We start from the raw sequence: 13,364 nt of genomic DNA on the forward strand, positions 1-13,364 counted from the left end.
TGCTTGTCAAAACTCATTGAGAAGGTTTCTCTCAGTGCCGACGAGTGGCAAAAAATACATTAAGCGATGCTTGGAACGTAACGAGGCCATCGCGAGCAAGCTCACTCCTACAGAAGACCGCGGTCTTCTGTAGGAGTGAGCTTGCTCGCGATGGCCTCAGTTAAATCAACGCAGGATTTTCAGTGTCGCCAATCAATCGCCGAAGTCTTCCCAGCCGCCCATCTGCTTCCAGCGGTTGACGATGCCGCAGAACAGCTCAGCGGTTTTCTCGGTGTCGTAACGCGCTGAGTGCGCTTCACGGCCGTCGAAATCAATACCGGCCGCCTGGCAGGCTTTGGCAAGCACTGTCTGGCCGTAAGCAAGGCCGGCCAGCGTGGCGGTATCAAAGCTGGAGAACGGGTGGAACGGGTTGCGCTTCATGTCCAGTCGCGCAACTGCGGCGTTCAGAAATCCGAGGTCAAAGCTTGCGTTGTGGCCAACCAGCACCGCACGCTTGCAGCCATTGGCCTTCAGGGCTTTGCGTACACCGCGGAAGATGTCGTTCAGTGCAGTTTCCTCACTGACAGCCATGCGCAAAGGGTGATCAAGCTTGATCCCGGTGAACTCAAGTGCAGCCGCTTCAATGTTGGCACCTTCGAACGGCTCGACACGGAAGAAGTGGGTGTGTTCCGGGAACACAAAACCGTCTTCGTCCATGCCAATCGTCACTGCGGCGATTTCCAGCAGGGCGTCGGTTGCACTATTGAAGCCACCGGTTTCTACATCGATGACGACAGGCAGGTAGCCGCGAAAACGGGCTGCCATCGGGTGGCGCGAACCGCCGCCTTGACCTTCCTGTTCGTCGTCGAAATGATCTTCACTCACGCGTGTTTCTCCAGCAGACGCCAGCGCAGTTTTTCACCGGCGCGTAGCGGTATTACGGACAGCTCGCCAAACGGCAGACTGGTGGGCGCGGTCCATTCTTCACGGACCAGCGTAATGGTGTCTTGAGGTGCAGGCAGGCCGTAGAACGCTGGACCGTGGACGCTGGCAAAGCCTTCCAGTTTGTCCAGTGCGTTACGTTGCTCGAAAGCTTCGGCGTACAACTCGATGGCGGCATAGGCGGTGTAGCAGCCGGCACATCCGCAGGCGTTTTCCTTGGCGTGCTGGGCATGCGGCGCCGAGTCGGTACCGAGGAAAAACTTGGTGCTGCCGCTGGTGGCAGCATCAAGCAGTGCTGTCTGGTGTGTATTGCGCTTGAGGATCGGCAAGCAATAGAAGTGCGGACGAATCCCGCCCACCAGCATGTGGTTGCGGTTGTAGAGCAAGTGGTGCGCAGTGATCGTCGCGCCGACATTGCTCGATGCCTGATTGACGAACTGCACGGCCTCGCCGGTGGTGATGTGTTCAAACACCACTTTGAGCGTCGGGAAACGCTCCACTACACGCGTCAGGTGCTCATCAATGAACATCTTCTCGCGATCAAACACGTCGATTTCACTGCGGGTCACTTCGCCGTGAACCAGAAGCGGCATGCCAACGTCGGCCATGGCTTCCAGGACCGGGAAGATCTTGTCGATGCTGGTTACGCCAGAATCGGAGTTGGTGGTCGCTCCGGCCGGGTACAACTTGGCGGCGTGGACAAAACCACTGGCTTTTGCCGTGCGGATATCCTCAGGCTGTGTCAGGTCGGTCAGGTAGAGCACCATCAGCGGCTCAAAGTGGCTCCCTGCCGGACGTGCAGCCAGGATGCGCTGACGATAAGCGTCGGCTTCCTGAGCGTTGCGAACGGGCGGTACCAGGTTAGGCATGATGATTGCGCGGCCAAAAGTGCGCGCAACGTCAGCAACGGTGTGGGGCAAAACAGCTCCATCGCGGAGGTGAATGTGCCAGTCGTCGGGACGCAAAAGGGTCAGGAGGTCGGACATTGGGGATTCCAGGCGGGTCAAACTCGCTGGGAATGCTACCGGAAAAGACTCTCTCAGGCACTCGCTATCAAGTTTTGTAGGAAGTTACCGATAGCCCGTTGTAGGAAGTCTTTTTTGTAATGCGGTAATTTTTTAGTGGAGCCTCCCGTGCGCCAGCGATATCTAGCCCTGCTCAGCGTGTTCGCCAGCTTCCCCGCCATGGCCATGACTTTCCAGACACGTCTGGAGAGCATCGAATGGAAAGTGGAAGGCGATCAGTTCGAGTGTCGCCTCAGCCAGCCCATCACCGATTTCGGTGCGGGTGAGTTCGTGCGCCGTGCGGGTGAGCAGGCGACGTTCCGGATCAAGTCGGCTGGCGGCATGTTGGGCGGTGGTTCGGCGACTTTGCTGGCTGCCGCTGCGCCATGGCAGCCAGGGCGCGGTGATATCAATCTGGGTTCGGTCAAGGTCAACAACGGTGAGTTTCCGTTCAGCAGCTCGCAGGTACAGGCCGGTCGGCTGATCAGTGGTCTGATGGAAGGCCGCAGCCCGGTTATCCGTCATTATTCTCGTGATGCGAGCGGTACTACAGAAGTGCGTCTGTTGCCGGTCAAGTTCAACAAAGCCTTCAGCGACTATCAATTGTGCGTCACCAAGCTGTTGCCAATGAATTACGATCAGGTCAAGCAAGGCGAAGTGGGCTTCCCGGGCGGTGGCATCGATCTGGACGCGCAGGCCAAGGCTCGCTTGCAAACGATCGTGGCCTATCTCAAGGCCGATCCGACGGTCAATCACATCGAACTGGACGGGCACTCTGATAACAGCGGTAATCGTCTGACCAATCGTGACTTGTCGCGACGTCGCGCCCTGGCCGTCATGGATTTCCTGAAGGCTCAAGGTATTCCCGAAGAGCAGATCACCTTGCGCTTCCATGGCGAGCGTTACCCGTTGGTGCCCAATACCAACAACGCCAATCGTGCGCGCAACCGCCGGGTAAACATCCATCTGGAGCGTATCGCACCCGATGAAAGACCTGCTCCGGTAGCCGTAAACTCCGCCCCTGCCAAGATCTGACGTCGGGTCGCCACTCGTCGCCAGGTCGACATAATCTGTCGCTTCATCGTCAGAAGCTGTCGCGCTACTGTAAATCACGTCATTTGAGCGGTAGAATCACCGGTTTTCCGTACAACCCGGTGGAGTGATGGCATGGCGGACGTAAACAAGGTAGTTCTCGCGTATTCCGGTGGCCTGGATACTTCGGTAATCCTCAAGTGGCTGCAGGACACGTATAACTGCGAAGTGGTGACTTTTACGGCTGACCTGGGTCAGGGCGAAGAAGTTGAACCAGCACGCGCCAAGGCAAAAGCCATGGGCGTCAAAGAGATCTACATCGACGACCTGCGCGAAGAGTTCGTGCGTGATTTCGTATTCCCGATGTTCCGCGCCAATACCGTTTACGAAGGCGAGTACCTGCTGGGTACTTCCATCGCTCGCCCGCTGATTGCCAAGCGTCTGATCGAGATTGCCAACGAAACCGGCGCTGATGCCATTTCCCACGGTGCTACCGGTAAAGGTAACGACCAGGTTCGTTTCGAGCTGGGTGCCTACGCACTGAAGCCTGGCGTAAAAGTGATTGCCCCTTGGCGTGAGTGGGACCTGTTGTCCCGCGAGAAGCTGATGGACTACGCCGAGAAGCACGCGATCCCGATCGAGCGTCACGGCAAGAAGAAATCCCCGTACTCCATGGATGCCAACCTGCTGCACATCTCCTATGAAGGCGGGGTGCTGGAAGACACCTGGACCGAGCACGAAGAAGACATGTGGCGTTGGACCGTGTCCCCTGAGAAGGCTCCGGACACCCCACAATATCTGGAACTGACTTACCGTAACGGCGACATCGTCGCGCTGGACGGCGTTGAGATGACTCCGGCCACCGTGCTGGCAACGCTGAACCGCATCGGCGGCGAGCACGGCATTGGTCGTCTGGACATCGTTGAAAACCGATACGTGGGCATGAAGTCCCGCGGCTGCTACGAGACGCCTGGTGGCACCATCATGCTGCGCGCTCACCGTGCCATTGAGTCGATCACACTGGACCGCGAAGTCGCTCACCTCAAGGATGAGTTGATGCCCAAGTACGCCAGCCTGATCTACACAGGTTACTGGTGGAGCCCTGAGCGTCAGATGTTGCAACAAATGATCGACGCATCGCAGGCTCACGTGAACGGTGTCGTGCGCCTCAAGCTTTACAAGGGCAACGTGATCGTCACCGGTCGCAAGTCTGACGAGTCGTTGTTCGATGCCAATATCGCAACCTTCGAAGAAGATGGCGGTGCCTACAATCAGGCTGACGCAGCGGGCTTCATCAAGCTCAATGCGTTGCGTATGCGTATCGCTGCAAATAAAGGCCGGAAGCTGTTTTAACGTCTGGTCCTGAAATGAAGATGCAGCACCTCACGGTGCTGCGTCTGAAATAGGGGTAAGCCTTCGTCTGATCGGTAAGGCGATACCTGAGTAAGGCTTGTTTTCCACAATCCAGATAATGGCTTTTAGCTTGGCAGGTCCATCTCCCGCTGGTGGGCACAGTCTGTGTTGCGGTAAAAACGACAGTCCTCCTGTGTCTTGTCGTGATGTTTTAATAGCGGGATGAGTTCTAGTTGGAATTATACTTCCTTGATTTGCTCATGCTGAGCGGTAAATACGTTGCGCTTGGCGAGCCAAAAAGTCAGCGTGTTATATCCCCGCGCCTTCAGTTTGATATCAGCGATTTGCTCATTAGTTGATGCCCATAACTATTATTTAGCGTGTCATACAGTTTAACCGTGGCTGGCGTTGCTTTATTTTTATAAATCACGTTTAGGCCGCTACTCTGATGTCCTCCCTTCAAGAATCTGTGCAACCTGTATAGGCAGTGCGCTTACAGGTCTTGAGTGTCCTGCTGTTTGTCAGGGGGCTTCTGCTGTTCCGCGGCACGGTCCGCTGGTGGATACAGAACCCTGCTGTTGAAATTGAGGGTCAAAAAAAACAGGATGACCAGCGTCGAAGGGAATGCAATCAGAAACCATATATAGACTTGACGGTTCTCCTCATCGAGGTGGGGAAGCACGGTGGTGGCTGACGCTTCACAGAGTGCGGCAAACAGGGCGATGATACTGATTGGGTTGATAAATCGGGTGTTTAGCTTCATGGCGTTCTTCAGAATGGGCCTGGTGTTGGAGATGCTTAAACAGTGGTACATCTGATTGACGCCGTGATGGCGGCAAACCCCCCTTAAGTAGTTTGATTGCATGATGTATCGATCCCTCAAAGGGCTGGATCCCGATCGTCTGTTTTGAATTCGAAACGATAGGCTTTTCCGATGTTCCATACTTGACGGACGCTTAAATCAAGAATGCTGGCAATTTCCTGAGCGGTGTATCCCAAGCTGGAATAATGCATGGCGTGTCCTGCCACCGTGTCATCGATATCAGAGGTTTCAGCGCGGTGTGCTCTACTGATTTCACCCACCGGTCGGCTAAACGTAATTTTCAGTCCGTTCTCGATGGCCAGCTGCTTGATGTCCTTTTTATTCATGCGTAATGAATATTGCAGAGCGCTAATGCCAGCGCCTTTCGCGATCAGGATTTTGAGGTGTTCTAACTTGCTGAGTTTTTCAGGGGGCTTATTCTCATCGTGCAGCGCCGCGCTTTCTTGACTCCCTGCCAAGGCGCCCTGTTCATCTCCTGAAACGATGTCAATAACGCCGCCCAGCGCGACGAATTGTTCAACCGCTGCTGCCAGGTCCATAGAGTCAGCGTCTTTAAGGCAGGCGCTGGAGGTTTTAGTGTTCATGATATATCCCTTTTTGAACATGGTTGTTCACATGACCCATTCAAAAAGAATCGTCGAGCCTAGGCCTGGCGCGTTCAGCGAAACGCTGATTCTGAGGGGGGCATGTTCATATTGTTCGAATCCCTTCGGCTCTCTATTGGAGGGGCGTCCATATAAAGCAACAGTGTTGTAGTCAGTCAAAGTGGCATCATTTGTTAAGTGGGTTTCATAGGCGGGCCTGCATGTGGGTGTTTCTTGAAAAAGTAACGACTGGTAATAAAATTTGCAAGTAAAAAAATGGCTGTTACATGGATTGACTTTCAAGGGGTTGGCTTTTCTTACATGGGTATTTTTTGTCGTCCGTTAGTGTTGTAGTACATTTCCTGTTCGATAATGGGAGGGTGGATTTGTACCGGGATATAGTATTTGCTTTCGGCGGGATTAGCCGTTTTAAATCATGATGTGTCAGAAATTTCGTTCGCTGTCTGCAGATTTTTCAGCAGTCTTTCGTGGGGTATTTAATTTAAGAATGTGCGGTGCATAAGTACCGCCAAATTATCTAGCCATCGTACTGTGTTATCGCAGGCGTACAGCGAGTTCCGAAAAGTGCGTAGGAATTTTCGCAAAATATATATATTTACAAAAGAGAGGCTGCAAAGTGTGTAGTTTTTAAACGGCGTCTTATGTGGGCCGAAATATCCTGTTGGCACAACCTTGGTGCTTAATCAAAAAGGGGCTGACATGTTGGGGGTAGCCATGGCCCGTTTTTCTGCTGGCGGTGTAACGTAAATGTAACAGGTGATGTTTTTTGGGTACGCGTGACTCGGGTGATCGGGTAGGAAGAGATTCACGTATTTCAGGCTGGGTGGTGGCTAGATGCTAGCCAGCTGGACAGGCTATCCCGTATTGCCGAGGGTGTCAGGGAGGAGGGTTAATTTAATCGCTGTGGTATCTATTTATTAGTCCAAAGGGGTATTTGAAAAATGCTTGACCCAATCATAATAATTCTATTAGTTCATTCGCGCTGTTCTGGGTCACTTCTGCACAGGTCAATTAACGCGTCACTTCCCACACGGTGGTCTTGTGATGACTTGTAATGTAGCGGCATCAAGACTGCTTTTTGTAGGAGCATTCTGTTGTGGCTGTAAGAACGGTCTTTGGCTGCCAGTCCTGAGGGGGTGGCGTCATGCAAAGCACTAAACGACTAAGCTATTGTGCTTACTCTGAAACTTCGAATAGCGAAAATTGGACTGCCCATGAATAAAGTGCTGATCGTGGACGATCATCCCGTCATTCGCCTTGCCGTACGCATGCTGATGGAGCGCCATGGCTACGAGGTCATCGCGGAGACGGATAATGGCGTGGATGCCTTGCAACTGGCTCGTGAGCATTTGCCTGATATCGTAATTCTCGACATAGGCATTCCAAAGCTGGACGGTCTTGAAGTCATTGCCCGGCTGTCCGCCATGACGCTGCCGTTCAAGGTACTGATCCTTACGTCTCAGGCTCCCGGGCATTTTTCCATGCGTTGTATGCAGGCCGGGGCCGCTGGCTATGTCTGCAAGCAGCAGGACCTCACTGAGCTGTTGAGCGCAATCAAGGCCGTGTTATCTGGCTACAGTTATTTCCCTAATCAGGCTTTGCATACGGTGCGGTCGAGCATGGGTAATGCGAGCGAAGCTGACATGGTTGATCGTCTTTCCGGACGTGAAATGATGGTGTTGCAACAGTTGGCTCGGGGGAAAACCAATAAGGAAATTGCAGATGGAATGTTTTTGAGTAACAAAACAGTCAGCACCTACAAGACTCGTCTGTTGCTGAAACTCAATGCTCATTCATTGGTCGACCTGATAGAGCTTGCTCAGCGCAATGGCCTGGTCTGAAGGGGAGTGCTAATTTTTTCTGGTGTGCGGGGCGACAGTTTTAGCGCTGATCACTAAAGCCTCTCGTGCATGAGAGGCTTTCTATTAAATGGCAGCGCATGGACGCGGACGGGCGGTTCAGAGATCGTAGTCGTAATCAGCCAGTTGCCGCTGCAGGCGTCTTTCTTCCAGGAGGTTATCGATAGTGCGCCGTTTGCTGAGATTGGTCTTGGCGGGTTCAACCGGCGCTGGCTCGGTATCATCTGATTCAACCGCAGTGAAATCGTCGTCTACGTCCAATTGCTCTTTGTCAGTGCTCATAAAGGTGACTCCAGACTTAGGCTGTCGTTGGCGCACCTTATAGCGAGTATCTGCGAGCGGGTAAAAAAGATTTTTTCAATCGATTGAGCGCTTTATTCTCTATTGCTCAATCGTCGGATGTCTTGAGCTTGTAATCACACAAATCTTCGATCCTGCAGCTGCCGCAGCGTGGCTTGCGGGCCTGGCATACATAGCGGCCATGGAGGATCAGCCAGTGGTGAGCGTCCAGTAAGTAATTTTTGGGCACAAACTTCATGAGCTGATTTTCCACCTCTACCACGTTTTTGCCAGGTGCCAGGCCTGTGCGATTACTGACCCGGAAAATATGAGTGTCTACCGCCATTGCCACCTGGCGGAATGCGGTATTGAGCACCACATTGGCAGTTTTACGCCCGACACCGGGTAAGGCCTCAAGCGCCTCGCGTGTCTGCGGCACTACTCCGTCATGCAATTGCACCAGCATTCGGCACGTTTCTATGACGTTTTTTGCTTTGCTGTTGTAGAGACCGATGGTTTTTATGTATTTGGAAAGGCCTTCAACGCCGAGCTCGTAAATAGCCTGGGGGGTATTGGCGACGGGGTACAGTCGCGCGGTCGCCTTGTTGACGCTGACATCGGTCGCCTGTGCCGAAAGGATTACAGCAATCAGCAACTCAAAAGGCGTGGTATACGCCAGCTCGGTCTTCGGGTCCGGATTGTCCTCGTGGAGTCGACGAAAGATTTCCAGGCGTTTTGCGGCATTCATGGACCGAGGCTTTCCTTGGGGGTGATAGCGTGCGGGTTAGTTGATAGTAAAAGTGCCTGCTCAGCGGCCTGCAGTGTTTGCTCTGCCTGCTGAAGGGCGACTTCAAGGCTCGCTATCTGCTCGGGCGAGACTTCAGCTGTCTGAGCCTTGCTGAAGGCGGCGCGGGCCATGGCCAGCTGAATTTTTGCACGTTTGACGCCGCTGTTATCCACTTTGGGTAACGGCGTTGTTGTCGTTGTCGTCTTTTCCTGTGCGGCTTGAAGGCTGGTCAGGGCTTTCTCCGCAACCTCATATTCCTGCTGCAATTGAACCAGGCGTGCAGCTTGCTCGGCGATGGGTGGGTGACCAAATGCCTTTAGCGACTTATTGAGTTGTGCCCTGCTCATTGCCACAGTGATTCTGGCTTTTTTCAATGCTTCGTCATCTATGGCACTGTCTTGCGCGCGAGCCTGCCCCATTGCTGTTCGGGTGGGCGGTCGTGAGCCTTCAGATGCCGCTGAGGGCTTTTGCAAGCGCGCCACGCGTTCTGCGTGCCGCAGGTCCTCTTCGTTGCGCAATCGTGCGTTGCGGGACTCGAAGCGACGCCGGGCGTGGTTGCGCTTACGGCTTCGGGCCTGTTGCTCCTGTACGGTGACAGCATATCCACCGACAATCGGAATGACCGTTGGCGACAGTGGCAGTAAATCGATGCAGTCGACCGGGCAGGGCGCCACGCACAGGTCGCAGCCGGTGCATTCATCAACAATCACGGTATGCATGAATTTCGCCGCGCCGACGATCGCATCGACCGGGCAAGCCTGGATGCATTTTGTACAGCCTATGCATTCAGCCTCGCGAATAAATGCAATTTGCGCGGGGGCAGAGCCGCGGGCTGAGTCCACAGGCATTGCCGAGACATTGAGCAGTTGCGCCAATGCTGCAATGGTCTCGTCGCCGCCCGGAGGGCATTTGTTGATTGCTTCGCCCTGAGCGATGCCTTCTGCATAAGGCTTGCAGCCTGGATGGCCGCACTTGCCGCATTGGGTCTGAGGGAGCAGAGCGTCGACGCTTTGAATGAGGTTCATGATCTTGCCGAAGAGGCGAACGTGCAGTAAACGGTAAGTGGGCAGGGACACTGTCTGGCGAGCAATCGGTTTACGCAAACGGCACAAACCCGATAACAGCGGTTAAGGCTGTTATCGGGTTTGTCTCGGATCTTACTTGATGCGCTGGCCTGGTTTGGCGCCGCTATCAGGGCTAAGCAAGTAGATTTCTTCGCCGCCAGGACCTGCGGCCATCACCATGCCTTCTGATATGCCGAAGCGCATCTTCCGTGGCTTGAGGTTGGCAATCATCATGGTCAGTCGGCCTTCCAGCTCTGACGGGTTCGGGTAGGCACTTTTGATGCCCGAGAACACGTTGCGCTGTTCGTCACCGATGTCCAGTGTCAGACGCAGCAGTTTGTCTGCACCTTCAACGTGCTCGGCTTTGAGAATCAACGCCACTCGCAGATCCACCGCTGCAAACGCATCGAAGTCGATCTCCGGGGAGAGCGGGTCTTTGGTGAGCTCGCCGTTACCCTCGGGAGCGGCGCCGGTGTCGGTAGCGCTGGCAGTCAGGTCTTCTTTCGAAGCAGCGGTCATGGCTTCAACCTTGACCGGATCTATACGGCTCATCAGGGCCTGGAACGGGTTGAGCTGATGATTGCTCAGCAATGTTTTGTGGTCGTCCCAGGTCAGCGGCGCGACATTAAGAAACTTCTCTGCATCGGCAGCCAGCAGCGGCAGCACCGGCTTGAGGAAAATCACCAATTGCCGGAACAGGTTCACGCCAAGTGCGCAGACCGCCTGGACTTCATCCTGCTTGCCTTCCTGCTTGGCCAGCGACCACGGAGCCTTGTCAGCGATATAGGCGTTGGCACGGTCGGCCAGCCCCATGATTTCGCGCATTGCCCGGGCAAAATCGCGGGCTTCATAGGCTTCTGCGATCCCGGGGGCTGCGGCAAGGAATGCATCGGTCAGTTCTGGAGCGGCATTTTCAGCCACCAGCACACCGGCATTGCCCTTATGGATGAAACCGGCGCAGCGGCTGGCGATATTGACTACTTTGCCGATCAGGTCCGAATTGACCTTCTGGACGAAGTCGTCGAGGTTCAGGTCGAGGTCATCGACACCTTTGCCCAGCTTGGCCGCGTAGTAATAGCGCAGGTATTCCGGCGACAGCTGGTCCAGGTAGGTGCGAGCCTTGATGAACGTACCGCGTGATTTCGACATTTTCTGGCCGTTGACGGTCAGGTAGCCGTGCACATTGATACCGGTAGGCTTGCGCAGGCCTGCGCCGTCGAGCATTGCTGGCCAGAACAGGGCGTGGAAGTTGACGATGTCCTTGCCGATGAAGTGGTACAGCTCGGTGGTCGAGTCCTTGGCCCAGAATGCGTCGAAATCCAGATCCGGGCGGCGTGCGCACAGGTTCTTGAAGCTGGCCATGTAGCCGACAGGAGCGTCGAGCCACACGTAGAAGTACTTGCCTGGCTCATCCGGGATTTCAAAGCCGAAGTAAGGCGCGTCGCGGGAGATATCCCACTGCTGAAGGCCGGCATCCAGCCACTCGGCAATCTTGTTCGCTACGGCGTCCTGCAGGGTACCGCTGCGTGTCCAGCTTTTGAGCATGGCGTCAAAGGCGGGCAGGTCGAAGAAGAAATGCTTCGAATCTTTCAGGACCGGCGTAGCGCCGGAAATCGCTGATTTCGGGTCCTTGAGATCAGTCGGCGCATAGGTCGCGCCGCACTTCTCGCAGTTATCGCCGTATTGATCCTCAGTGCCGCATTTCGGGCAGGTGCCCTTAATGAAGCGGTCGGCCAGGAACATTTTCTTTTCCGGGTCGAAATACTGGGTGATCGAGCGCGTAGCGATATGGCCCGCATCGCGCAGGCGGGTGTAAATCATGCTCGACAGCTCACGGTTTTCATCCGAGTGCGTCGAGTGGAAATTGTCGAAGTCCACCAGGAAGTCGCTGAAGTCGGCGCTGTGTTCAGCCTTGACGTTATCGATCAGTTGTTCCGGGGTGATGCCTTCTTTTTCGGCGCGCAGCATGATTGCCGAGCCGTGTGCGTCGTCCGCGCAGACATAGATGCATTGATTGCCGCGGTGCTTCTGGAAGCGCACCCACATATCGGTCTGGATGTACTCAAGCATATGGCCAAGATGGATCGAACCATTGGCATAGGGCAGGGCGCTGGTAACGAGGATCTTGCGTGGCTCGGACATGGGGCTCGGCTACTTGAAGTGAAACGGAGATCGGCCACTATAAAGGTCTGAGGGATTTTTTTCACCCCGTGCTGACTGTAGGAATTTCCCCTGAGGTGTCTGGCAGGCGTGCAAAGGGTTTCTGTAGGAGCTGCCGAAGGCTGCGAATCTTTGGTGCCAGTGATACTGCTTTCGCAGCCTTCGGCAGCTCCTACAGTAGGACGTTTAATAGGTGTTGTTGCCGCAGGGGCAGCGAAACCATGTCGGTGGCACGCAGAAGCGTTAGGATAGCCGCCTGTTTTAGTCTGTCTTTATTCGGGAGTAGCCCATGAGCGCTGTTAACCGCGCAGCGGTGGAAGCCGTCCTTCGCCAATATATCGACCCCTATTTGAATCAGGATCCGGTCAGTGCCGGCTGCGTGCGCGCCATTGAGATTCAAGGCGAGCGCGTCAGCGTCCAGCTTGAGCTGGGTTATGCCGCCGGGTTGTTCAAGAGTGGCTGGGCGCAGATGCTGCAGATCGCCATTGAAGGCCTGGAGGGTGTGGCATCCGCCCGCGTGGATATCAGCTCTGTGATTGAAGCGCACAAGGCTCAGGGGCAGATCCCTGGCCTTGCCAATGTGAAGAATATTGTTGCTGTGGCCTCAGGCAAGGGCGGTGTGGGTAAATCCACCACCGCCGCGAACCTGGCTTTGGCACTCGCTCGTGAAGGTGCGCGGGTCGGGATTCTTGACGCGGACATCTACGGTCCGAGTCAGGGCGTGATGTTCGGTATTGCTGAGGGTACCCGCCCGAAAATCAAGGATCAGAAGTGGTTCGTGCCTATCGAGGCGCATGGCGTCGAAGTGATGTCTATGGCTTTTCTCACCGATGACAACACGCCGATGGTCTGGCGTGGTCCGATGGTTTCCGGTGCATTGCTGCAGTTGATCACCCAGACGGCGTGGAATGATCTGGATTACCTGATCATAGATATGCCACCAGGCACGGGCGATATCCAGCTCACGCTGGCGCAGAAGGTTCCTGTTGCTGGAGCTGTCATCGTGACCACGCCTCAGGATCTGGCCTTGCTGGATGCAAAAAAAGGCGTAGAGATGTTCCGCAAGGTCAACATTCCGGTGTTGGGTGTGGTGGAAAACATGGCGGTGCACATTTGCTCGAACTGCGGTCACGCGGAGCATTTGTTTGGCGAGGGCGGCGGCGAGAAGCTTGCTTCGCAATACGACGTCGAGTTGCTGGCTTCATTGCCGCTGTCGATGCTCATTCGCGAACAGGCGGATGGTGGCAAGCCTACGGTGATTGCCGAGCCGGACAGTCAGATTGCGATGGTTTATCAGGAGTTGGCCCGCCACGTCGGTGCGCGGATCGTATTGCAGGAAGCGGCCAGCCCGGCGATGCCGAGTATTTCTGTTAGCGACGATTGAATCTGATTCTGTAGGCGCTGCTGAAGGCTGCGAACGCGCTTTGCCAGGAGGCCACCTTCGCAGCCTTCGGCAGCGCCTACAGGGCCTCGACTT

Annotated in this window: 12 protein-coding genes; 4 read left to right on the forward strand and 8 right to left on the reverse strand. The window is 54.9% G+C overall.

What is annotated here, in order from left to right; all coding sequences use genetic code 11:
- Positions 1–192: 192 nt before the first annotated feature.
- Both rnt and pyrC read right to left on the reverse strand, forming a co-directional pair.
- Positions 193–864: a ribonuclease T gene (gene rnt / locus ACYASS_RS06425; protein WP_243245494.1), complete on the reverse strand. Its 672-nt coding sequence runs from the start codon at positions 862–864 to the stop codon at positions 193–195.
- Positions 861–1,907 carry a dihydroorotase gene (gene pyrC / locus ACYASS_RS06430; protein ID WP_463585515.1) on the reverse strand — a complete coding sequence of 349 codons (1,047 nt, stop codon included), beginning with the start codon at positions 1,905–1,907 and terminating at the stop codon, positions 861–863. The genes rnt and pyrC overlap by 4 nt, the downstream gene beginning before the upstream one ends.
- A 147-nt stretch (positions 1,908–2,054) precedes the next feature.
- On the opposite strand from pyrC, the gene ACYASS_RS06435 reads away from it, so the two are divergent.
- Together ACYASS_RS06435 and ACYASS_RS06440 are read left to right on the forward strand one after the other, a co-directional pair.
- Entirely contained in the window at positions 2,055–2,960 is a 906-nt protein-coding gene (locus tag ACYASS_RS06435; RefSeq protein ID WP_463585516.1) for a flagellar protein MotY, read from the forward strand.
- 132 nt (positions 2,961–3,092) lie between these two features.
- A complete protein-coding gene (locus ACYASS_RS06440) occupies positions 3,093–4,310 on the forward strand; it encodes an argininosuccinate synthase (protein ID WP_027898440.1) in 1,218 nt (405 codons plus the stop codon).
- 493 nt (positions 4,311–4,803) lie between these two features.
- Here the strand turns inward: ACYASS_RS06440 and ACYASS_RS06445 are convergent, their stop codons facing one another.
- Positions 4,804–5,073, reverse strand: coding sequence for a hypothetical protein (locus ACYASS_RS06445; RefSeq protein ID WP_463585517.1), 270 nt, complete (start codon positions 5,071–5,073; stop codon positions 4,804–4,806).
- A gap of 116 nt (positions 5,074–5,189) precedes the next feature.
- Entirely contained in the window at positions 5,190–5,717 is a 528-nt protein-coding gene (locus tag ACYASS_RS06450; protein WP_463585518.1) for a hypothetical protein, read from the reverse strand.
- A 1,235-nt stretch (positions 5,718–6,952) separates the two neighbouring features.
- On the opposite strand from ACYASS_RS06450, the gene ACYASS_RS06455 reads away from it, so the two are divergent.
- On the forward strand, positions 6,953–7,579 hold the full coding sequence (locus ACYASS_RS06455) for a response regulator transcription factor (RefSeq protein ID WP_025261490.1): 627 nt from the start codon (positions 6,953–6,955) through the stop codon (positions 7,577–7,579).
- 117 nt (positions 7,580–7,696) lie between these two features.
- On the opposite strand, the gene ACYASS_RS06460 is transcribed toward ACYASS_RS06455, so the two are convergent.
- The 4 genes from ACYASS_RS06460 to metG form a co-directional block, all read right to left on the reverse strand.
- Positions 7,697–7,879 carry a PA3496 family putative envelope integrity protein gene (locus tag ACYASS_RS06460; RefSeq protein ID WP_122666034.1) on the reverse strand — a complete coding sequence of 61 codons (183 nt, stop codon included), beginning with the start codon at positions 7,877–7,879 and terminating at the stop codon, positions 7,697–7,699.
- 106 nt (positions 7,880–7,985) lie between these two features.
- Complete coding sequence (gene nth / locus ACYASS_RS06465; RefSeq protein WP_463585519.1) at positions 7,986–8,624, reverse strand: endonuclease III; 639 nt, start codon at positions 8,622–8,624, stop codon at positions 7,986–7,988.
- Positions 8,621–9,688: an electron transport complex subunit RsxB gene (rsxB, locus tag ACYASS_RS06470; protein WP_463585560.1), complete on the reverse strand. Its 1,068-nt coding sequence runs from the start codon at positions 9,686–9,688 to the stop codon at positions 8,621–8,623. Before rsxB ends, nth begins: the two co-directional genes overlap by 4 nt.
- 132 nt (positions 9,689–9,820) lie before the next feature.
- The gene (metG, locus tag ACYASS_RS06475) at positions 9,821–11,869 is read right to left on the reverse strand and encodes a methionine--tRNA ligase (protein ID WP_243245486.1); all 2,049 of its coding nucleotides are present in this window, start codon (positions 11,867–11,869) and stop codon (positions 9,821–9,823) included.
- A 307-nt stretch (positions 11,870–12,176) separates the two neighbouring features.
- Between metG and apbC the strand changes: the two genes are divergently transcribed.
- Complete coding sequence (gene apbC, locus ACYASS_RS06480; RefSeq protein WP_463585520.1) at positions 12,177–13,271, forward strand: iron-sulfur cluster carrier protein ApbC; 1,095 nt, start codon at positions 12,177–12,179, stop codon at positions 13,269–13,271.
- Positions 13,272–13,364 lie beyond the last annotated feature (93 nt).

Source organism: Pseudomonas sp. HP_14 (assembly GCF_055283875.1).

Bases quoted from the DNA above. Each gene is read 5' to 3' on its own strand.
- apbC (WP_463585520.1), top strand. From the start codon at position 12,177: ATGAGCGCTGTTAACCGCGCAGCGGTGGAAGCCGTCCTTCGCCAATAT.
- metG (WP_243245486.1), bottom strand. From the start codon at position 11,869: ATGTCCGAGCCACGCAAGATCCTCGTTACCAGCGCCCTGCCCTATGCC.
- nth (WP_463585519.1), bottom strand. From the start codon at position 8,624: ATGAATGCCGCAAAACGCCTGGAAATCTTTCGTCGACTCCACGAGGAC.
- ACYASS_RS06450 (WP_463585518.1), bottom strand. From the start codon at position 5,717: ATGAACACTAAAACCTCCAGCGCCTGCCTTAAAGACGCTGACTCTATG.
- ACYASS_RS06445 (WP_463585517.1), bottom strand. From the start codon at position 5,073: ATGAAGCTAAACACCCGATTTATCAACCCAATCAGTATCATCGCCCTG.
- ACYASS_RS06455 (WP_025261490.1), top strand. From the start codon at position 6,953: ATGAATAAAGTGCTGATCGTGGACGATCATCCCGTCATTCGCCTTGCC.
- ACYASS_RS06440 (WP_027898440.1), top strand. From the start codon at position 3,093: ATGGCGGACGTAAACAAGGTAGTTCTCGCGTATTCCGGTGGCCTGGAT.
- rsxB (WP_463585560.1), bottom strand. From the start codon at position 9,688: ATGAACCTCATTCAAAGCGTCGACGCTCTGCTCCCTCAGACCCAATGC.
- pyrC (WP_463585515.1), bottom strand. From the start codon at position 1,907: ATGTCCGACCTCCTGACCCTTTTGCGTCCCGACGACTGGCACATTCAC.
- ACYASS_RS06460 (WP_122666034.1), bottom strand. From the start codon at position 7,879: ATGAGCACTGACAAAGAGCAATTGGACGTAGACGACGATTTCACTGCG.